A 21164-nucleotide genomic window follows, 5' to 3' on the forward strand; every position below is an offset into this window, starting at 1 on the left:
GAGAGAGTAAAGATGAATCAGGAAAATTATGAAAAACTGAATCAGAGAATGGAAGACGACGAGCTTACCATTGATCTGGGGGAATTATTCGGAGTGTTGTTATCAAAAGCACACATTATTATACTGGCAGCTATACTGATGGCTCTGGTAGCATTCGTAGGAACGAAATTATTCATCACACCAAAGTACACGTCAGTAACTAAGATGTATGTACTGGCAAAAGATGATGGAAGTACAGGAACAACTTCTAATTATAGTGAGCTGACAGCTGGAAGCATGCTGACAAAGGACTATATGGAATTAGTAAAAAGTCGTCCGGTATTGGAAAAAGTAATTTCTGTACTGAATCTTAAGATGGAACCATCGACACTTTCAAGTATGATCACAGTCTCTACTCCGACAGATACACGTATCATGTCCATCAGCGTAGAGAGTCCGAGTCCGAAAGAGTCAAAAGAGATTGCAGATGCATTAAGAGAAGCAGTCAGCGTACAGATCAAAGAGATTATGAACGCAGACGCAGTTAATACAGTAGAAGAAGGAAACCTTCCAACAACAAAATCCTCACCGAACACCACCAAGAACATGGCACTCGGCGGAATCGTAGGACTGGTGATCGCAGCCGGAATCATCGTACTGATCTACCTGTTCGATGACACCATCAAGACACCGGACGATGTAGAAAATTATCTTGGACTGAACGTACTTACTTCTATCCCGATCTCGGATGGGGACGGAAAACAGAAGAGAGCAAAGAATCAGAGAAAATCTAAGAAAGAAGTTCAGAAGAGGAGATAAGAACAGACATGGCAGACGTAGTATTAAAAAATTTAGAAAAAGACTATCGAAGTAACGAAGCATATAAGACACTTCGTACGAACATCGAATTTTCAGGTTCCGATAAAAAAGCAATCGTATTCACCAGCTGCACACCGAACGAAGGAAAAAGTACCGTATCCTTATCTCTGGCAGATTCTCTTGCAGAAGGTGGAAAGAGAGTACTGTTCGTGGATGCAGACCTTCGTAAATCTGTCCTGATGGGACGACACAAAGTCAGTGGTAACTTCAAAGGACTCAGCCACTTCCTGTCCGGACAGGCAGAAGTAAGAGAGATCATTCTGAAAACCCAGAACCCGAATCTGTACGTAACATTTGCAGGAGTGATACCACCGAACCCATCGGAGCTCCTTGGCAATAACCGGTTCGAAGCATTCTTAAATGGTGCAAGAAAAGCATACGATTACATCATCATCGATGCACCGCCACTTGGAAGTGTTATTGACGCAGCTGTTGTCGCAAAGAATTGTGATGCATCTGTGCTGGTTGTTGCATCACAGGCAATCAGTTATAAATTTGCAAGAGTTGTAAAAGAACAGCTGGAAAAGGCAGGCTGTCCGATCCTTGGCGTGGTACTCAACAAAGTAGATATGAAGCAGAATAAGTACTATGGTAATAAATATTATAATAAATATTACGGCGACTATTACGGCAAATATGGACACGAAGATAAATAAAAGACAAGTAGTAGAATAAGTTAAAGGTAAGCAAAAGGTGAGCATATGAAACAAAGATTAATAACAATTGTTCTGTTACTTGGATGTGTAGCTGTCGGTGCAGTAGGGGTGCTTACCTACAAAAAGCAGGACCGTACAGCACCGGTAATAACAGTAAGTGATAAGAAAATGAGTTACACAGCAGGAGATCCTTATGACCAGTTACTGGAAGGAGTCACTGCTACCGATAATAAAGACGGTGATCTGACAGACGAAGTATTCGTAGACAGAGTCGTGCCGACCAGTAAGAAAAAAGCAGTGGTATATTATGGCGTGATGGACAAATCCAATAACGTAGGAACAGCCAGAAAAACGGTAACCTACCATGGAGATAACAACATGGGAAGCGATGCCGAAGACATCGCACCGGCAGATAATGCAGATGCAGAAAATGCCACACAGCCGGATCAGTCAGCAGATCAGGAACAAAAAGATGCAGACAAACAGCAGCCGGATCAGCAACAGGCAGATCAGCCGGACGCAACTACAGATGATCTGAAAGCAAATGGTGAAAAACCGGCAATGTCCCTGACAGCAACGTCCGAGACGATTGCAAGAGGATCTAACTTCAATGCAACAAGCATGGTAAAAGACGTAGTGGATGACAAAGACGACAGAGATACACTGTTCAGACAGCTCCATGTCGACGGAACCTACGATACCACAAAGAGCGGAACCTACGAACTTACATATTATGTACAGGACAGTGATGGCAATACATCGGATCCGATTACATTTACATTAACAGTACAGTAGAGAAAATGATTACAAAGGGATGAAAAAAAGATGAAATCCAAAAGACATAAGAAATCAGGACATCCGATGACAGGAACACATAATATAGCAGGAAAGCTGGTTACACTGATCCAGCTTGCGGTATCCGTGATCTGCATCGTGCTGATCTGGAACAGCGGACTGGCACCGGTGAAATATATGGTACCACTTATCATCGTACTATTAGTCCTGTTCGCGGCAACACATGCACTCCAGTATCCAAGAAATAAAGTCGTACGCTATGTCGGAATGATCATCAGTCTTCTGATGACAATCGTACTGGCAGTTGGAAGTGTAGCGCTGATGAAGACAGACGACGTATTGCAGAAAATCGGCGGTGCAACCTATAAGACCGACAACATGGTTGTAGTTGTAAAAAAAGATGATAAAGCAGAAAATATTTCTGATGCACAGAACTACCGCTTTGGATACCAGACCGTTGTTGACCAGGATAATACTGAAAAGATGGTAAAAGACGTGACCAATGTAATCGGACGGGATCTGAAAGCAGAGACATATGAATCGCTGACAGATGAGGCAAATGCACTTCTGAATGGCAATATCGATGCAGCAATCTTCAATGAAGGATATATGAGTATGATCGATGATTCGATTGAAGGGTTTTCAGATCAGGTGAAAATCTTGTATCAGTATGGGATTAAGACGGAGATTAAGCAGGAGAAGCAGGCGGATGTAAGCGAGCCGTTCAATGTATTTATCAGTGGTATTGATGTGGCTGGGCCGATTACTACAAACAGTCGGAGTGATGTGAATATCATCATGACAGTGAATCCGCAGACAAGAAAGATTCTTCTGTCGACAACGCCTAGAGATTATTATGTGACGATTCCGAATGTGTCGGGAGAGCAGAGAGATAAGCTGACACATGCCGGTATCTATGGTGTGGATGCTTCGATGAATACATTGGAGAGTCTGTATGGAATAGATATCAGTTATTATGCGAGAGTGAATTTTACTTCGCTTGAGACGATTGTGGATGCGCTTGGTGGGGTGGATGTGAATTCTGAGGTGGAATTTACAGCACAGGGTTATAGCTTTACAAAAGGTATGAACCATATGGATGGAAAACAGGCGTTAGCTTTCTCAAGAGAAAGATACAGCTTCCAGGAAGGTGATAACCAGCGTGGAAAAGATCAGGAAGCAGTATTGACAGCGATTATTAATAAAGCAACGTCACCGGCCATCTTAAAGAGTGCAAATGAAATACTTGCCAGCGTAAGCGATTGTGTAGAAACCAATATGACACAAGATGAAATGGCGAAATTTATTAATATGCAGTTGAATGATGGTGGAAGCTGGAATGTTGAATCGCAGGCAGCATCAGGAACAGGAGATACGCAGGCGTGCTATTCATCTGGTTCACAGCCTTTGTATGTAATGTGGCCGGATGAAAATGTAGTAACAGAAGTTTCAAATAAGATAAATGCAGTAATGCAATAAGATAAAAGGGAAAAGTTAGTTATAAACTACCATAGGAATAGGGAGGATAAGGTATGAAAAAAATTCCTTTTGCAGTCGTGAAAATGCTTAATATTATATTACTTTTAATTCCATTCATTGCATGTTGGGGATTATATTATGAGCCTAGAACTTCAACGGTAGGATCAAAACAAGTTACAGTACTTGTACTGCTTACGTTTTTCTTTTTGTGTTATTGGTTTTGCCAGCGCTTGGATTGTTTTAGAGTTTCTATCTTACAGATTCGAGATATAATCTTTGGGCAAGTTATAGCGCTTATGGTGACTGATGCAATTATGTACATATTAATCTGGATGTTATCCATTCATTTGCCTAATATCCTTCCGGGACTGGTAGCGTGGGTTGTACAATGTATTGTAGGTGGAATATGGGCAGTTGTTATGCATAAGTCTTACTTTTCGAATCATCCACCTTTGAAGACGATAGTTATATATGATGAGCGTGTTGGAATGGAGAATTTGATTCACACATATGGTCTTCAGAAAAGATTCCGAATCAAGGGTACATTTGCAATAGAAGAGATTATTGATCATTTAGATAAAATTGATAATATGGATGCAGTATTTTTATGTGGTATTCATTCAACACAAAGAAATATTATCTTGAAATATTGTACGTTTAAAGGAATAAAGTTATTCATGATTCCGAGAATATCAGATGTCATGATGCGTGGATCAGAACAGATACATATGTTGCATCTGCCTATTATGAAGAATCAGAGATATAAACCATCAGCAGAATATATTGTTACAAAACGAGCACTGGATATTATTATATCAGGTGTTGCGTTGGTGATTCTTTCTCCTATTATTTTAATCACTGCAATTGTTGTTAAATCAGATGGTGGACCAGCCTTTTACAAACAGAAACGTCTGACAAAGGATGGAAAAGTATTTGAGATTATTAAATTCAGAAGTATGCGAGTAGATGCTGAAAAATTCAGTGGGGCAGTATTATCTTCAGGTGAAAACGATCCTCGAATAACAAAAGTTGGTAGAGTAATTCGTGCATGTCGATTGGATGAACTGCCACAGCTATTCAATATCTTAAAAGGTGATATGAGTCTGGTAGGACCTAGACCGGAAAGACCGGAATTGCAGAAAGAGATTGAGAAGGAAGTTCCGGAATTTGGACTGAGATTACAGACGAAGGCTGGACTTACAGGATATGCGCAGGTATATGGAAAGTATAATACTACTTTTTATGATAAATTGCTTATGGATTTAATGTATATTTCTAATCCGAGTATATTGGAGGATTTGACGATTATGCTTGCTACGGTTAAAATCTTGACGAGCAAGGAAAGTACGGAAGGTGTTGGAGAAGGGAAAGAAGAACTAAAATTTAGAAAAGATAATAAAAATGTTTAATTAATAAATAAGATGCTTTCGTGAGTTAAAATAAAAAATGAGGATATAAAATGCTACATGAAGAATTTGGAATGGTAAGTATTATTATGGCAACATATAATGCTGAGAAAACGTTAGCACAAGCTATAGAATCTGTATTAAATCAGACGTTTTCAAATTTTGAACTTTTGGTTATTGATGATTGTTCAACTGATAGAACAGTAGAGTTGATAAAAGCTTTTATGATAAAAGATAGTCGTGTTAGACTGTTGGTAAATAAGGAAAATAAAGGAGTATCATTCACTCGGAAACATGGTTTGGATGAAGCTAAGGGAAAGTGGATTGCAATTTTGGATAGTGATGATGAGTGGTTGCCAGAAAAATTGGAAAAGCAAATTGCGCTTCAACGAAGAAGGAATGCAGATTTGATTTTTACTGGATCGGCATTTATGGATTCAAATGGGAAGCGAATAAATTGGAATTTGCATGTTCCGGAAGAGATTACATATCGCCAATTACTGAAACAAAATGTGATTTCTAATTCATCAGCTTTGGTTCGTAAAGAACTGTATGAAAGATATTATGTAATGGGTGATAAAATGCATGAAGATTTTGCAATTTGGTTAAGAATCTTGAAAGAAGGAAGAAAAGCATACGGATTGGATGAACCCCTACTAATTTATCGCATTTCAAAATCATCAAAATCGGGAAACAAAATAAAAGCAGCTAAAATGAATTGGAATACATATCAATACATTGGGTTGAGTCTTTGTGAAACTTTTTTTTATGAATGCTGTTATATAATGAAGAGTTTGATGAAATATAGAAATTTAAAATAATATAATTGGAGAGTGTTTATGAATATATTATTTCTTTGTGGTTATTTTGAACCCAAATATCAAGATGAAATTTCAAGGAAAACAAAAACATGGGTTGAAAATGCAGCAAATACATTTCAGCAGAGAGTAATTTGGGGGTTGAAAAACAAAAAAAATAATTTAAAAGTTGTGTCTGCACCTTTTATCGGACCATGGCCTACAGCTTATAAGGATAGAGTTTTTAAAGGCTTTGAAGCAGGAGAGAGTGACGAAAATATCGAGTATATATTTTTTGATAATACATGGGGATATCGTAATATTAGTAGAACAATAGCATTGAAGAAATGTGTGAAAAAATTTGTGGAAAATTCAAAGGAAGAAAAAAAAGCAATCATTGTATATTGTCCGCATACACCCTTTTTAGAAGCAGCGGTTTTTGGGAAAAAAATGGATAGTTCTATTCATATCCATATGATAGTGCCGGATCTTCCACAGTATATGAATTTAAGTAAAAAAGCGCATCCAATTTATGATTTTTTTAAGAAAATTGATATTTATAAGATGGAAAAGCTTATAAAGGAAGTGGATTCTTTTACGCTCCTGACAAATTATATGGCAGAAAAATTGAAAGTGCAAAATCGACCATATATAGTTGTAGAAGGAATTGCAGATACTAAAAGCTTTAATTATAATAGAAGTAAAAAAAATGAAAAAAAAGTTGCTTATGCAGGAAAGTTGGTTGAAGCTTTCGGGGCAAAGCGTTTAGTTGAAGCTTTTGAACAAATTGAAGATTCAGAAGCATCTCTTCATATTTGTGGTGGGGGAGAACTCAAAGAGTATATAAAAGAAATGAGTAGAAGAGATACTCGAATACATTATTATGGTATGGTTTCAGCAGAAGAAGCGAATAAAATATTATCTGAAGCGGATGTAGTCGTGAATCCAAGACAGAATGATGATGAATATACAAAGTATTCGTTTCCATCTAAGAATATTGAATATTTGATGACGGGAAATGCAGTTGTTGCATATATGTTGGATGGAATACCAGAAATATATAGAAATTTTTTTGTTATTCCAGAATCGGACAGCATTGAAGATCTTGCATTAGCAATAGAAAAAGCTTTGAATCTTAAGAAGGATGACGATGAAAAAAGGATTGAGAAAATGTTTGATTATATGCAAAAAACAAAATCTCAATCAGCAGTGGCTGAGAGTATTATAAACTTAATAAAACAATAATGAAAGTGAGGGGGAAATGGGAGCATTTATATTAAATGTGGTCTTATTACTATCTGTAGAAGTTATAGTAATAGGTGGAGTTGTACTTATAAAATATTCAAATGTGATACATAAAAGAACACTTATTATAATTGCACTTGCGTTGTCGATAATAACAATGTGTGTTAATCCAACGAAATATTGGGATTTATATCGGCAGTATGCAGCTTTGAATGAAATAAAAAATAGTGGTATTGATTTTATAGATTTACTCTTTAATAATAAATTGAGAATTGGTGGGACGGATTATGTACAACTATTTTTTTATAATATAATTCGCTATCTTGTTGTGATACTGAAAAATAATAGAATGTTACCTTTTATAATGACGTTTATAACTTATGGTATATGGTGTTATATAACAATAGATTGGAATAAAGAACATTATATGTCAGGAAATGATATTGTTATTTCGATGATGCTCTGTAATGTTTTTATGCCATTCATTTTTGTTAATTCTGGACTTCGAAATACGACGGCAGCAGCAATTTTAGCATTAGCAATATACAATAATATGATTAAAAAGCATTCATTTATTGAATTTGTTATACTTTTCTTTTTTGCTTTTACAGTTCATTTTTCGGTAATATATGTTGTGATAATTTACTTATTATCGAAAATGCGACATACAAAATTGGCAGTAGTCCTTCTGTTTTTCGGAACAAATATTATTCCGTATATTGCAGGAACATTTAGAAATTCGAAGTATGAAATATTGAGTAAAATGTCAAGCAGTTTTGCAATTTATACTGAAAAGCGAAGCAGTGGAATAAATTACTATTTAATAGGCGCTTATATTGTACTTATAGGAATAATGATTTCACTTTTAATAGAGAAAAAAAACAATATAGAAAATTCGAAGGAAATTGTGGCTGTACAAAGTTTTTTGATTATGATGGTGATAAGTTCGGTTTTTAATTTGGGTTACTTAGAGATGATATTAAGACCGTTATATGTACTAGGTGTTCTTTCAACACCTGTTTTATATAGTGTGTGTGGAAATGATAAAAGGATAAATACGTGGCGTCAATTAGTAATGGTATTAAGTATAGTTTGTGGACTGATATTTGTTTTGAGAATTTCGCTTCCAGAATATATGATGATAACGTATTGTTAGTTTTTGTTATTAACTAAAAGTATGAAGATAAAATGTATTGAAAGAAAGGAGAAATATGATAATTAATTATTAATTATCATAAAAATAATAAGATGGTAATTTTTGAAATTAATTCAGTCCCGTATGGTAGTACAGGAAGAATTATGTTCCAGATTGCAGAGACTTTAGAAAAAAAAGGAGATACTGTATATACATCGGCTTCCTATACAAAACCAAGAGGGGAGATTTTCCCAAATACATTTTATAGAATTGGTGGACCGATTGGCAAATTAGAGCATATTGTTTTAGCTAAAGTAACAGGATATCATGGATGTTATTCACATTTCGCAACATATAAATTAATTCAAAAAATAAAAGAAGTAAATCCTGATATAATTCATCTTCATAATATTCATGGTTGGTATCTAAATTGGAAGATGTTGTTTCAGTATTTAAAAACATCGGGAAAACCAATAGTTTGGACATTACATGATTGTTGGAGCTTTACTGGACACTGTCCGCATTTCATGGCGATAAATTGTGAAAAGTGGAAGAACGGATGTTTCAAATGTCCATTGTATAAACTGTATCCTGGTTGCTTTATAGATGATTCGAAGAAACAATATACTATAAAAAAACGGTATTTTACAGGTATTCCTAATATGGTTATTGTTACACCTTCACAGTGGTTAGCAAATTTGGCTAATCAGTCATATTTAAATAAATATAGGACAGTTGTGATTAATAATGGCATTGATTTGGGAAAATTTAAATTTGTATTAAGTGAATTTCGAGGTAAATATAAACTTAATAATAAGATTATATTATTAGGAGTTGCATTTGATTGGGGACCACGTAAAGGAATTAATGAGTTTAAACGATTAGCTAAAGAATTGCCAAAAGAATTTGCAATTGTATTGGTAGGTGTTTCAGAAACAGTTGCTAAGGAGTTACCTGAACGTATAATTCCTATTGCTTGTACACAAAGTCAAGAAGAGTTAGCTGAGATTTACTCAGCGGCTGATTTGTTTATTAATCCAACGTTAGAAGATAATTTTCCGACTGTTAATTTGGAGGCTTTAGCTTGTGGAACACCGGTAATCACATATCAAACAGGTGGAAGCTCTGAAAGCATAACGAAAGAATGTGGAAGAGTTGTTCCTTATAAAGATTATGAAGCATTGAAAAAAACGATAATTGAAATGAAAAATGCCAAAAAAAATATGGAGGCAGCATGTCAGAAGAGAGCACAACTTTATTGTAGAGAAGATGCATATCAAAAGTATGTGACGCTATATGAAGAAATTATTAAAAATGAGAAATGTTAAGCAAGGTATTATGGTAGAAAATACATAAAATGATGAAGAATATAGTTTGAGGGTTTGAATCAGAAAATTTTGTATAGATGATAAGATGAAAAACGTTATTCTAGAAAGTTAATTGACAATAAGGAAAGTGTGTCAATTTAAATTGAAAGATATAAAAAGACAGTTAAAAGTGGGGTGCTATTTTCGAATCAGATACATTCGCTTTAAAAATAACTGGAGTAATCAGAATAAGGAAAGAGATACTTATGAATAAATATATGGGAAATAATATAATGGTAAGTGTACTTTGCAGTACATACAATCATGAAAGATATGTTGCACATGCAATAGAAAGTTTTTTGATGCAAAAAACAAACTTTGCGTTCGAAATTTTGATTTATGATGATGCATCTACAGATTCGACCCCAGATATTATTAAAAGATACGCAGAAAAACATCCAGATATTATAAAACCAATATTACAATCAGAAAATCAGATGAGTAAGGGAATTAATGTTAATCAAACGTATCAATATCCCAGAGCAAAGGGAAAGTATATTGCGTTTTGCGAAGGGGATGATTATTGGATTGATGAAAATAAGTTGCAATTCCAGGTAGAATGGTTAGAGTCACATTTGGAAGATGTAGCATGTGTTCATAAATATATTGTTGTAGATGAGGATGAAAAGATTCAAAACATAAAAACTTTTGGTTACTATGAAAAAGAAGAACGTTATTCATTAGAAGACTTTGAGATGAAAGAATTACCAAGTCAGTTAGCTAGTCTTGTGTGCAGAAATATTTTTATGGATTCTCAAAAAGGGTATCCTGAAGAATTTATTACAGTAAAGATACAAGGGGATATAAAATTATATTTGTATCTTCTTGCACATGGATCGGTTTATCGTTTACCACAGACATATTCAGCGTATAGATTTATAGTTAAAAAAGGTGGTAATTCATGGTCATCTAGAAATATTGGAGTTGCTAAGGGGTATCGAGATTGGATGGCATATCAAGAATTAGAAAAGATTTTTTGTGAAAAATATGAAAAAAAAATATCTTTAAACAATAGAAAAGTTATGGCTGCCGTAACAACTGTTTCGGATTTTTTTCATAAACGAACATTAGAAAATTTGAAAAATGCAATTTCTGTCATGTTGCACCAAAAAGGATGTTTGAGTTATATGGTTAAAGTAATATGGAAGAAAATTAAATAGATTGATTTCAAAAAGGAAAATGTAAAACATAGAAGAATATACATGGAATTCAATTACTTATGATTGGAGAAAAGATGTCAAATAATAAAGTAATATCAAATTTTATATGGCGTTTTGCTGAGCGGTGTGGTGCACAGGCCGTACAATTTGTAGTATCGGTCGTATTAGCACGACTATTAGCGCCAGAAGTTTATGGAACAATTGCTCTTGTTACAGTAATTACAACTATATTAAATGTTTTTGTTGATAGTGGGATGGGGAATGCATTAATACAGAAAAAAAATGCAGATACATTGGATTTTTCAACGGTTTTTTATTTTAATATCGCAGTATGTGTGCTGTTATACAGTGGATTGTTTATTTGTGCACCGTGGATTGCTGGCTTTTATAAAAATCTATCGTTAGTACCTGTTATTCGTGTTTTGGGATTAACAATAGTAATCTCTGGAGTAAAGAATATTCAACAAGCATATGTTTCTAAGACAATGCAGTTTAAAAGGTTTTTCTTTTCTACATTAGGTGGAACTATTGGAGCAGCAGTTATTGGTGTGTGGATGGCCTATAGAGGTTATGGTGTTTGGGCATTAGTTGCACAACAGATTTTTAATACAACGATGGATACGCTGATATTATGGATTACGGTGAAGTGGAGACCGACGAGGGAGTTTTCCTTTAAGCGCTTAAAAGGATTGTTTTCGTATGGATGGAAATTATTAGCATCCACATTGTTAGACACTGTTTATAATAATATCAGGCAGCTAATAATAGGTAAGATGTATTCATCTTCGGATTTGGCATTTTATAATAGAGGAAAACAATTTCCGGATTTGATTATCAATAATATAAATACTTCAATAGACAGTGTACTTTTGCCTACAATGTCACAAGAACAAGATGATAAAGTAAGAGTTAAGGCTATGACAAGACGAGCTATCAAAACGAGTACATATATTATGGCACCACTAATGATGGGATTGGCATTTTGTGGGATACCGATTGTTCGTTTGGTTTTAACGGAAAAATGGCTGGCGTGTGTTCCGTTTATGCAAATATTTTGTATTACAAGTATGTTTTACCCAATACATACTGCAAATTTAAATGCAATAAAGGCTTTGGGAAGAAGTGATTTGTTTTTAAAATTAGAAATTTTAAAAAAAATAGTTGGTATAATTCTTTTACTTTCTACTATGTGGTTTGGAGTTATGGCGATGGCGTATAGTTTGCTCGTTAGCAGTGTTTTGAGTCAAATTATTAATTCTTGGCCAAACCGTAAGTTATTAGATTATGGATATTTAGAACAGTTAAAAGATATTCTACCAGGAATTGTATTAGCCGTAGTAATGGGAGTATGTGTTTATCCGGTACAATGGATAGGTCTTTCAGATAGTATTATCTTATGTATACAAGTTGTGCTGGGAGCGTTTGTATATATTATAGGTTCAGTATTATTAAAGTTAGAATCTTTCAATTATGTGTGGAATATGGTGCGGCCATATGTTCTTAAAATATTACATAAGTAGATGAGGGTGAAAAAATGAGAAAAAAAAGAATTCTTTTATTGGGTGGATCTGCGCAACAGATTGTAGCGATAAAAACGGCAAAAAAATTAGGATATTATACTATACTTTGTGATTTTCTTCCAGACAATCCGGGACAATATGTCGCAGATAAATTTTATTTAGTGAGTACAACGGATAAAAGTGAAGTATTAAAAGTAGCAGAAAAAGAAAGTGTTGACGGAGTATTAGCATATGCGTCTGATCCAGCTGCGCCAACAGCGGCCTATGTTGCAGAAAGATTAGACTTACCAGGGAGTCCATATAAATCAGTTGAAATTTTGTGCAATAAAGATCAATTTAGAGAATTTTTGGCTGAAAATGGTTTTTGTACTCCAAAGGCTAAAGGTTACAGTGATATTGCAGAGGCACAAAATGATTTGAAGAATGGTATTTTCAAGTATCCAATTATTGTGAAACCAGTTGATTCATCCGGAAGTAAAGGTGTTAGTAGAATTGATACTTTTGATGAGGCTAATGCTAAATTGGAATATGCAATGTCATTCTCAAGAGGGAGAAAGATTATTATTGAAGAATTTGTAGAAAAATTTGGCTATCAGATTGCAGGTGATGGATTATCGATAGATGGAAAATTGGTATTCAGATATTTTGCAAATGATCATTTTAATACTAAATGTGTAAATCCATTTGTTCCAATATCTGCTAGTTTCCCATATAATATGCCAAGAGAAGTACAGGACAAAATTCAAGGCGAAATTCAACGCTTATTAGATTTACTTCATATGCAGACAACAACTTATAATTTTGATATGAGGATTGATAAAGACTACAATGTATATTTAATGGAAGTTGCACCTCGAGATGGAGGAAATTATATTCCGGATGTTATTAAGTATGCTACAGGAATAGATTTGGTAGAATGTTCAGTAAAGGCAGCAATGGGCGAAAAAATTGAATTAAAAGATGTAAATCCGAGAGGGTATTATTCTTATTTCGCTGTACATAGTTTAGAAGATGGGATATTAAACGAAATAGCCTTTACAGAAGAAGGAAGTAAACATATTATTGAAAATCATTTAATAAAAAAAGCAGGAGATAAGGTTAAGGCTTTTACAGGAGCGAATACTACTTTAGGATGTTTGATAATGAAGTTTGATAATATGGAACAAATGTTGCATATGATGGATTATTCTGAAGAATGGTGCAAAGTGAAGTTGCTAGAGAATTTATAATTGCTAATTGATTGGAGTGAGAAGAATGAAAATTTTAGTATTTGGAGCAAGTGGAAATACAGGAACATATTTTATAAAATATTTTTTGGAGAATTATCAAGGGGGAGAGTATGAAGTTATAGCGGTTGGGACTCGACAGACTGATAAATTTGAAAAAATGGGAGTAAAATATTTTCAAGTTGATATTACTAAAAAAGATGAATTTGATAAATTACCAAAAGATGTATATGCGGTTGTAAATTTGGCGGGGGCTATGCCAGCAAGAATGAAGGGATATGATCCGCAATATTATATTGATGTAAATATTACGGGTAATTTAAATATTTTGGAATATTGTAGAAAAAATGGAGCAGATAGAATTTTGTTTGCACAGAGTTTTGGAGATATAAAAGATTATGGCGAGACTAAACTCGTATTAAAGGCTGATATGCCCCGCAATTTTAGTTTCAAATCTGATCATACAATATATGTAATGACTAAGAATTTTATGGTTGACATGATGGAAAATTATTACGAAATGTATGGGTTAAAGAAATTCGTGTTTCGCTTACCGACAATATATTTATATTCACCAATAGATTGTTATTATGTTGATGGAATAAAAAGAAAGATCGGTTATCGATTATTAATAGATCAGGCGATAGCAGGAGAACCAATAGAAGTATGGGGAGACGCTTCAAGAGTTAAGGATATGGTTTATGTCAAAGACTTTTGTCAAATGATGTATAAAGCACTTTTTGTCAATCGAGAAAAAGGATATTATAATGTTGGAACAGGTGTTGGAACAAGTTTACTTGACCAAATTAAGGGGATGATAGAGGTGTTTGGCAAGGATGATAAAAAATCTTCAATTGTTTTGCGCCCAGATAAGCCTAATGCACCTCAGTATATTATGGATATAACACCAGCTAGAGAGGAATTGGGGTATGAGCCTAAATATGATTACATTTCGATGCTGAAAGATATAAAAGCAGAGATGGAACAAGAGAAAAGAGGATAAAGTTGATGAATCAGATTTTAGTTACACGTTCTTCTATGCCAAGTATGGAGGAATACATAGAAGAGATAAGAGATATATGGGATACACATTGGCTTACTAATATGGGAACAAAGCATAAACAGCTTCAGAAAGAATTAATAGAGTATCTTGGAGTTGGTAAGATTGACTTATTTACAAATGGACATATGGCTTTGGAACTTTCTTTGCAAGCCTTAGGTTTTCCAAAAGGTAGTGAGGTGATTACAACACCATTTACTTTTGCATCAACAACTCATGCAATAGTAAGAAATGGATTAGAACCCATTTTTTGTGATATTAATCCTATTGATTTTACAATTGATGTGGAAAAGATTGAAGAATTAATTACAGATCGAACGGTGGCAATTATGCCAGTACATGTATATGGAAACATTTGTAAAATTGAGGAAATCCAAAAGATCGCAAATAAATATGGACTAAAAGTGATTTATGATGCAGCTCATACATTTGGTGTGAAATATAAACAACAAGGAATAGGAGCATATGGAGATGTATCTTGTTTTAGCTTTCATGCAACAAAAGTGTTCAACACAGTAGAAGGTGGTGCGGCTTGCTATAAAGATGAAGATTTTGGATTGGAATTGTATCGTTTGAAAAATTTTGGAATTCGAAGTCAAGAAAAAGTAGATGGTGTAGGTGCCAATGCAAAAATGAACGAATTTTGTGCAGCTATGGGACTTTGTAATTTGCGTCATGTAGATGAAGAGATTGCAAAGAGAAAATCTGTTGTAGAACGTTATGTGGAACATCTTTCAGGAGTGGAAGGTATTCAATTGAATCCAGAACAAAAGGATGTGGAACCTAATTATGCGTATTTCCCAGTAATTTTTGATGAAAAAGTATTTGGAGCTAGTCGAAATGAAGTTTTTGAGGCACTTGCAGCTCATGGGATAGGTGCCAGAAAGTATTTTTACCCATTGACTAATTCGTTCGATTGCTTCCATGGGAAATATGATTCAAATAAGACACCTGTTGCATTACATATTAGTAAGAGAGTACTGACATTACCATTGTATGCAGATTTGCCAATGGGAGATGTAGATAGGATATGTGAAATTGTTTTAAAATGTGCCAAATAGAGGGGGAAAAAACAAAAAAATGAGTGAGATGGTAAAAAAAATCAGAAAAATAGGGGGAGCAGAGGGCTTCTAACCTCGAATTATTTCGAATTATAACGATGGTTTGTATTGTAGCGCATCATTATGTTGTTAATTCAGGGATGATGCAATTAGTAATGGATAGTGATAAATTAGATTTTAGATTAATTTTTATATTGCTTTTTGGATGGGGAGGAAAGACGGGAATAAATTGTTTTGTATTAATAACAGGATATTTCATGTGTAAATCCCACATAACACTGAAAAAATTTTTAAAATTAGTTTTTGAAAGATACTTTTATGCAATAATATTGTTTGCTGTTTTTTTGATAACTGGATATGCAAAATTTTCAGGAATAAGTTTTTTGAAAATGATATTTCCATTTTTTATTGTTTAGGACAATTTTATGGCATGTTATTTGTTGTTTTATTTGTTTATTCCATTTCTTAATAAATTAATTGGTGCGTTAACTGAAAAAGAGCATTTGCTTCTAGTTGGATTATTTTTGTTTATTTACACTTTTTTACCGTCATTTGTTTTGGCAAAGGTTTCATTTAACTATGTTACTTGGTTTATCATTTTATATTTATTGGCCGCTTATTTACGAATTTATGAAAAACATTGGTTTAAAAATACAAAATTGTGGATGTGGTTGACAATCGGTTCACTAGTTTTATCGTGGATGAGTGTAATAATACTCACTTATTTAGGAAAGCGTTTAGGATATCAGGGGCTCTCATATTTTTTCGTTAATGATTGCAACAAAATTTTAGCATTAACGACGGCCGTATTTGCTTTTATGTTTTTTAAGAATGTTTATATTCTACAAAGCAACTTTATTAATAAAGTTGCAGCGTCTACGTTAGGTGTTTTGTTAATCCATGCCAATAGTGATACGATGCGACAGTGGCTGTGGGTGGATTTTTTGAAAAATACAGCATATTTCGAGTCATCATTTTTGATTATACATGCTGTGGGATCCGTTTTAGGAATCTATGTGGTTTGTACGGTGATTGATCAGTTGAGAATTAAATATGTTGAAATGCCGATAGTTAGTTGGATGGAAAATAAGAAGAAGTAGATAAATGGTTATTGTGTAAAAATATAGATAAAGATAAGTGTACATATAAGAATTAGGATATATAATAAATTATAATTTAAATACATCAAGAATAAAGGAGAATATATTATGTCTGCATTTAATAACGCAACATTGATGATTACAGGAGGGACAGGATCTTTTGGATCTACAGTTCTGAAACATTTTTTAGATTCTGATTTAAAGGAAATTAGAATTTTTTCACGTGATGAGAAGAAACAGGATGATATGCGTCACGAGTTACAGGCGCAACATCCAGAACATGCTAATAAAGTAAAATTCTATATTGGTGATGTGCGAAATCCACAGTCAATAAAAGATGCAATGCCAGGGGTAGATTATATTTTTCATGCGGCAGCATTAAAACAGGTACCATCATGTGAATTTTTCCCGATGCAGGCAGTACAGACTAATGTAATTGGTACGGACAATGTATTACATGCAGCGATTGATGCAGGTGTTAAAAGAGTTGTGTGTTTATCAACAGATAAGGCAGCTTATCCAATTAACGCTATGGGAATTTCAAAAGCAATGATGGAACATGTTATTTATGCTAACGCTCGTGTTGCAGCAGAACGTGGTGGGACAACCATTTGTTGTACACGTTATGGTAATGTAATGTGTAGCCGAGGAAGTGTTATTCCGCTCTTTATTGACCAAATTAAATCAGGTAATCCTATTACAATTACAGATCCGAATATGACACGTTTTTTGATGAACTTAGACGAAGCCGTTGATTTGGTTATGTTTGCATTCCAGCATGCGAATCCAGGAGATCTCTTCATTCAGAAAGCGGATGCATCTACAATTGGAGATTTAGCAAAAGCAGTACAGCAGTTGTTTGGAGATACAGGTACTAATATTATTGGAACACGTCATGGAGAAAAGCTTTTTGAGACGTTAATGACTCGAGAAGAACGGTTACGTAGCGAAGATATGGGACATTATTTCCGTGTTGCAGCAGATAATCGTGATTTGAACTACGACAAATTTGTTGTAAAAGGTGAAGTACATACAATGGCAGATGAATCTTATACAAGCCATAATACAGAAAGATTGGATGTAGAAGGAACAGTTAAGAAAATTCTGACAACAGATTATGTACAGCAGGCATTAAAGGAAATGTAAAATGGACGAAGAGATAAAAAAAGAAAAATTACTTTTGATTGGATCTGGAGGTTTCGGAAGAGTCGTTTCGGAACAGGCAAGACAGAAGTATGAATGTGCATTTGTAGATGACGGATTTGATGTGGGCACTAATATTTGTGATGTTCCAGTGGTAGGGCATATTTCGGATTTAAAAGAACTTCGCAAAGAGTATTCATTACTAATTGTGACAATTGGCAATAATAAATTACGTGAACGAATTTATGAAAATGCCATGGAGCTGGGATATACTTTCCCTAATATTGTATGTGAAAGCGCATATGTCAGTCCATATTCCCATATGGGATGGGGATGTGTATTATTGCAAAATTCAGTGATTCAAAATGGAGCATCGATAGGGAATGGTGTTTTATTGAATCCAGGTGTTGAAATCCATCATGATAGTACAGTAGACGATTATGTACTTGTTTATACGAATTCTGTAGTAAGAACCTATGCAAAAGTAGGAAAAAGAGTACGAATCGGAAGTAATGTTACAATTTGCAATGAAAGCATAGTTGATGTAGACGAAGACCTTCTAGATGGAATGTCAGTGAGTTGCAATATGAAAGGGAAATAATAATGGGAACATATGATAATGTGAAATGGAAAGAAAATGGAAAGTTAAAGCTTTTGATTATTGTAGGAACCAGACCAGAGATTATTCGTCTGGCTGCAGTAATTAATAAGACACGACAGTACTTTGATGTGGTTCTTGCTCATACAGGTCAGAATTATGACTATAACTTGAACGGAGTATTCTTTAAAGATCTGAAATTGGATGATCCAGAAGTTTATCTGAATGCTGTTGGATCTGATCTTGGAGAAACTTGTGGTAATATTATTGCTCAGAGCTATAAATTAATGGCAGAGATTAAACCGGATGCAGTATTAGTACTTGGTGATACGAATAGTTGTCTGTCAGTTATTGGAGCAAAGAGACTTCATATTCCAATCTTCCATATGGAAGCAGGAAATCGCTGTAAAGATGAGTGCCTGCCGGAAGAGACAAACAGACGTATTGTAGATATTATTTCGGATGTGAATATGGCTTATTCAGAACATGCTCGCCGTTACCTTGCAGATTGTGGTCTTCCAAAGGAAAGAACTTATGTTACTGGTTCTCCAATGGCAGAAGTTCTTCATAATAATTTGGCAGAGATTGAAGCATCTGATATTCACGAAAGACTTGGACTTGAAAAAGGAAAGTATATCCTTCTTTCTGCTCATCGTGAGGAAAATATTGATACAGAGAAGAATTTCTTATCTCTGTTTAATGCAATTAATAAGATGGCAGAGAAATATAATATGCCTATTTTATATTCTTGCCATCCACGTAGTAAGAAAAGAATTGAAGCTACAGGATTTAAATTAGATCCAAGAGTCATTCAACATGAACCATTAGGATTCCATGATTATAACTGCCTGCAGATGAATGCATTTGCAGTAGTATCTGATTCAGGAACATTGCCGGAAGAGAGTAGTTTCTTTACATCAGTTGGACATCCATTCCCGGCTGTATGTATTCGTACATCAACAGAACGTCCGGAAGCTATGGAAAAAGCATGCTTTATCTTGTCTGGTATTGATGAGAAGGGGCTTCTTCAGTCAGTAGATACAGCAGTTGAATTGAATAAAGCCGGAGAGTACGGAATTCCAGTACCGGATTATGTGGAAGAGAATGTAAGTACGAAGGTTGTTAAGATTATCCAGAGTTACACTGGTGTAGTTAACAAGATGGTTTGGAGAAAAGATATTTAATTTGAGGGACAACGCAGTACCAGGTAGTGCTGCGTTGTTTTGCTAAAATCTTTTGTTATAAAAAGATTTTAGTGGATGATTTAGGTAGGGGAAGTATTTTTATATAAAACATGAAAGAGAGTAGATAGTTATGAATATTTTAGTAACAGGCGCAAAAGGCATGGTAGGAACCGCACTGGTGAATAATTTAAAGAATATCAGAGACAATAAGAATCGGACAAGACCGAATATTTCTATCGGAGAGATTTATGAATATGATCTGAATTCAACACCAGAAGAATTGGATAAGTATTGTGAAACTGCGGATTTTGTATTTAATCTTGCAGGTGTTAATCGTCCTGAGAATCCGGAAGATTTTATGAAAGGAAATTTTGGCTTTGCTTCAGATCTTCTTAATAATCTGAAAAAGTATAATAATAAGGCGACGATTATGCTGTCTTCGTCTATTCAGGCTACATTAGCTGGACGTTTTGGTAATTCGGAGTATGGTCGTTCTAAAAAGGCTGGTGAAGAGTTATTCTTTGATTATGCGAAAGAAACAGGGGCAAAGGTTGCAGTATATCGTTTCCCAAATTTAATGGGACATTCCAGACCAAAATATAATTCTGCAGTATCTACATTTTGCTGGGCTGTAGCGAATGACGAAGAATTTATCGTGAATGATCCGACTACAGAATTGGAATTATTATATATTGATGATTTAGTAGAAGGAATGTTTGAGCTTCTGGAAGGAAAAGAGCAACACTGTGAATTCGATGGAGTGGAGACTGTTGCAAAAGAAGATGGACGCTACTGTTATGTTCCGGTTACACATAAGGTTACATTAGGTGAGATTGTTGATTTATTACAGCAGTTCAAAGAGCAACCAACAACTTTGATGATGCCTAAGATGCCGGAAGGATCATTTGCTAAAAAGTTATATAGCTTATATCTTACCTATTTACCAACGGATAAGTTCAAATATGCTTTGAAGATGAATGTGGATAACAGAGGTTCATTTACAGAACTTGTACATACGGAGGATTGTGGACAGGTATCTATTAATATCAGCAAACCTGGAATTACGAAGGGACAGCACTGGCATAATTCTAAGTGGGAACTTTTTATCGTGGTTGCTGGACATGGGCTGATTCAGGAGCGTAATATTAATACGGGTGAGAAAGTAGAGTTTGAAGTGTCTGGGGAGAAGATTGAGGCAATTCATATGATTCCGGGATGGACGCATAATATTATTAATCTGAGTGATACGGAGGATCTTGTTACGGTGATGACTTGTAATGAGGTGTTTAATCCTGAAAGACCGGATACGTTTTTTGAGGAAGTATAGGGAAAAATGATTATAATTGCTTGTATTAAAAACGGGATCATTATAAA

Annotated in this window: 20 protein-coding genes; all 20 read left to right on the top strand. The window is 34.6% G+C overall.

Annotation, left to right across the window (positions count from 1 at the left end):
- Positions 1 to 12: 12 nt before the first annotated feature.
- The 20 genes from ACWJAF_RS10705 to ACWJAF_RS10800 all read left to right on the top strand — a co-directional run bounded on the left by ACWJAF_RS10705 (position 13) and on the right by ACWJAF_RS10800 (position 21117).
- On the top strand, positions 13 to 798 hold the full coding sequence (locus ACWJAF_RS10705) for a YveK family protein (protein WP_448863825.1): 786 nt from the start codon (positions 13 to 15) through the stop codon (positions 796 to 798).
- A gap of 8 nt (positions 799 to 806) precedes the next feature.
- Positions 807 to 1514, top strand: a complete 708-nt coding sequence (locus ACWJAF_RS10710; RefSeq protein ID WP_448863827.1) for a CpsD/CapB family tyrosine-protein kinase — start codon at positions 807 to 809, stop codon at positions 1512 to 1514.
- A gap of 45 nt (positions 1515 to 1559) precedes the next feature.
- Positions 1560 to 2309: an immunoglobulin-like domain-containing protein gene (locus ACWJAF_RS10715; RefSeq protein WP_448863829.1), complete on the top strand. Its 750-nt coding sequence runs from the start codon at positions 1560 to 1562 to the stop codon at positions 2307 to 2309.
- 30 nt (positions 2310 to 2339) lie between these two features.
- On the top strand, positions 2340 to 3788 hold the full coding sequence (locus ACWJAF_RS10720) for an LCP family glycopolymer transferase (protein WP_448863831.1): 1449 nt from the start codon (positions 2340 to 2342) through the stop codon (positions 3786 to 3788).
- 53 nt (positions 3789 to 3841) lie between these two features.
- Positions 3842 to 5197, top strand: a complete 1356-nt coding sequence (locus ACWJAF_RS10725; protein WP_448863833.1) for a sugar transferase — start codon at positions 3842 to 3844, stop codon at positions 5195 to 5197.
- Between the two features lie 50 nt (positions 5198 to 5247).
- Positions 5248 to 6015: a glycosyltransferase family 2 protein gene (locus ACWJAF_RS10730; protein ID WP_448863835.1), complete on the top strand. Its 768-nt coding sequence runs from the start codon at positions 5248 to 5250 to the stop codon at positions 6013 to 6015.
- A gap of 18 nt (positions 6016 to 6033) precedes the next feature.
- Positions 6034 to 7236, top strand: coding sequence for a glycosyltransferase (locus tag ACWJAF_RS10735; RefSeq protein ID WP_448863838.1), 1203 nt, complete (start codon positions 6034 to 6036; stop codon positions 7234 to 7236).
- Between the two features lie 16 nt (positions 7237 to 7252).
- Positions 7253 to 8392, top strand: a complete 1140-nt coding sequence (locus tag ACWJAF_RS10740) for an EpsG family protein (protein ID WP_448863840.1) — start codon at positions 7253 to 7255, stop codon at positions 8390 to 8392.
- Between the two features lie 143 nt (positions 8393 to 8535).
- Positions 8536 to 9699, top strand: a complete 1164-nt coding sequence (locus ACWJAF_RS10745) for a glycosyltransferase (protein ID WP_448863842.1) — start codon at positions 8536 to 8538, stop codon at positions 9697 to 9699.
- A 245-nt stretch (positions 9700 to 9944) separates the two neighbouring features.
- The gene (locus ACWJAF_RS10750; RefSeq protein ID WP_448863843.1) at positions 9945 to 10898 is read left to right on the top strand and encodes a glycosyltransferase family 2 protein; all 954 of its coding nucleotides are present in this window, start codon (positions 9945 to 9947) and stop codon (positions 10896 to 10898) included.
- Between the two features lie 59 nt (positions 10899 to 10957).
- On the top strand, positions 10958 to 12418 hold the full coding sequence (locus tag ACWJAF_RS10755; RefSeq protein WP_448863845.1) for a lipopolysaccharide biosynthesis protein: 1461 nt from the start codon (positions 10958 to 10960) through the stop codon (positions 12416 to 12418).
- 14 nt (positions 12419 to 12432) lie between these two features.
- Complete coding sequence (locus ACWJAF_RS10760; RefSeq protein ID WP_448863847.1) at positions 12433 to 13647, top strand: ATP-grasp domain-containing protein; 1215 nt, start codon at positions 12433 to 12435, stop codon at positions 13645 to 13647.
- Positions 13648 to 13672: 25 nt separating this feature from the next.
- A complete protein-coding gene (locus ACWJAF_RS10765) occupies positions 13673 to 14647 on the top strand; it encodes an NAD-dependent epimerase/dehydratase family protein (RefSeq protein ID WP_448863849.1) in 975 nt (324 codons plus the stop codon).
- Between the two features lie 5 nt (positions 14648 to 14652).
- Positions 14653 to 15765 carry a DegT/DnrJ/EryC1/StrS family aminotransferase gene (locus ACWJAF_RS10770; RefSeq protein ID WP_448863851.1) on the top strand — a complete coding sequence of 371 codons (1113 nt, stop codon included), beginning with the start codon at positions 14653 to 14655 and terminating at the stop codon, positions 15763 to 15765.
- A 155-nt stretch (positions 15766 to 15920) separates the two neighbouring features.
- On the top strand, positions 15921 to 16181 hold the full coding sequence (locus tag ACWJAF_RS10775; protein WP_448863853.1) for a hypothetical protein: 261 nt from the start codon (positions 15921 to 15923) through the stop codon (positions 16179 to 16181).
- 9 nt (positions 16182 to 16190) lie between these two features.
- On the top strand, positions 16191 to 16865 hold the full coding sequence (locus ACWJAF_RS10780; protein ID WP_448863855.1) for an acyltransferase family protein: 675 nt from the start codon (positions 16191 to 16193) through the stop codon (positions 16863 to 16865).
- A gap of 108 nt (positions 16866 to 16973) precedes the next feature.
- Positions 16974 to 18011 (top strand): polysaccharide biosynthesis protein, encoded by a 1038-nt coding sequence (locus ACWJAF_RS10785; RefSeq protein ID WP_448863857.1) that lies wholly within the window; start codon positions 16974 to 16976, stop codon positions 18009 to 18011.
- A gap of 1 nt (position 18012) precedes the next feature.
- Complete coding sequence (locus ACWJAF_RS10790; protein ID WP_448863859.1) at positions 18013 to 18609, top strand: PglD-related sugar-binding protein; 597 nt, start codon at positions 18013 to 18015, stop codon at positions 18607 to 18609.
- Positions 18610 to 18611: 2 nt separating this feature from the next.
- Positions 18612 to 19790, top strand: coding sequence for a non-hydrolyzing UDP-N-acetylglucosamine 2-epimerase (gene wecB / locus ACWJAF_RS10795; protein ID WP_448863861.1), 1179 nt, complete (start codon positions 18612 to 18614; stop codon positions 19788 to 19790).
- Positions 19791 to 19920: 130 nt separating this feature from the next.
- Positions 19921 to 21117: a polysaccharide biosynthesis C-terminal domain-containing protein gene (locus tag ACWJAF_RS10800; protein ID WP_448863863.1), complete on the top strand. Its 1197-nt coding sequence runs from the start codon at positions 19921 to 19923 to the stop codon at positions 21115 to 21117.
- The last annotated feature ends 47 nt before the right edge of the window (positions 21118 to 21164 follow it).

This window comes from Dorea sp., from assembly GCF_977044405.1.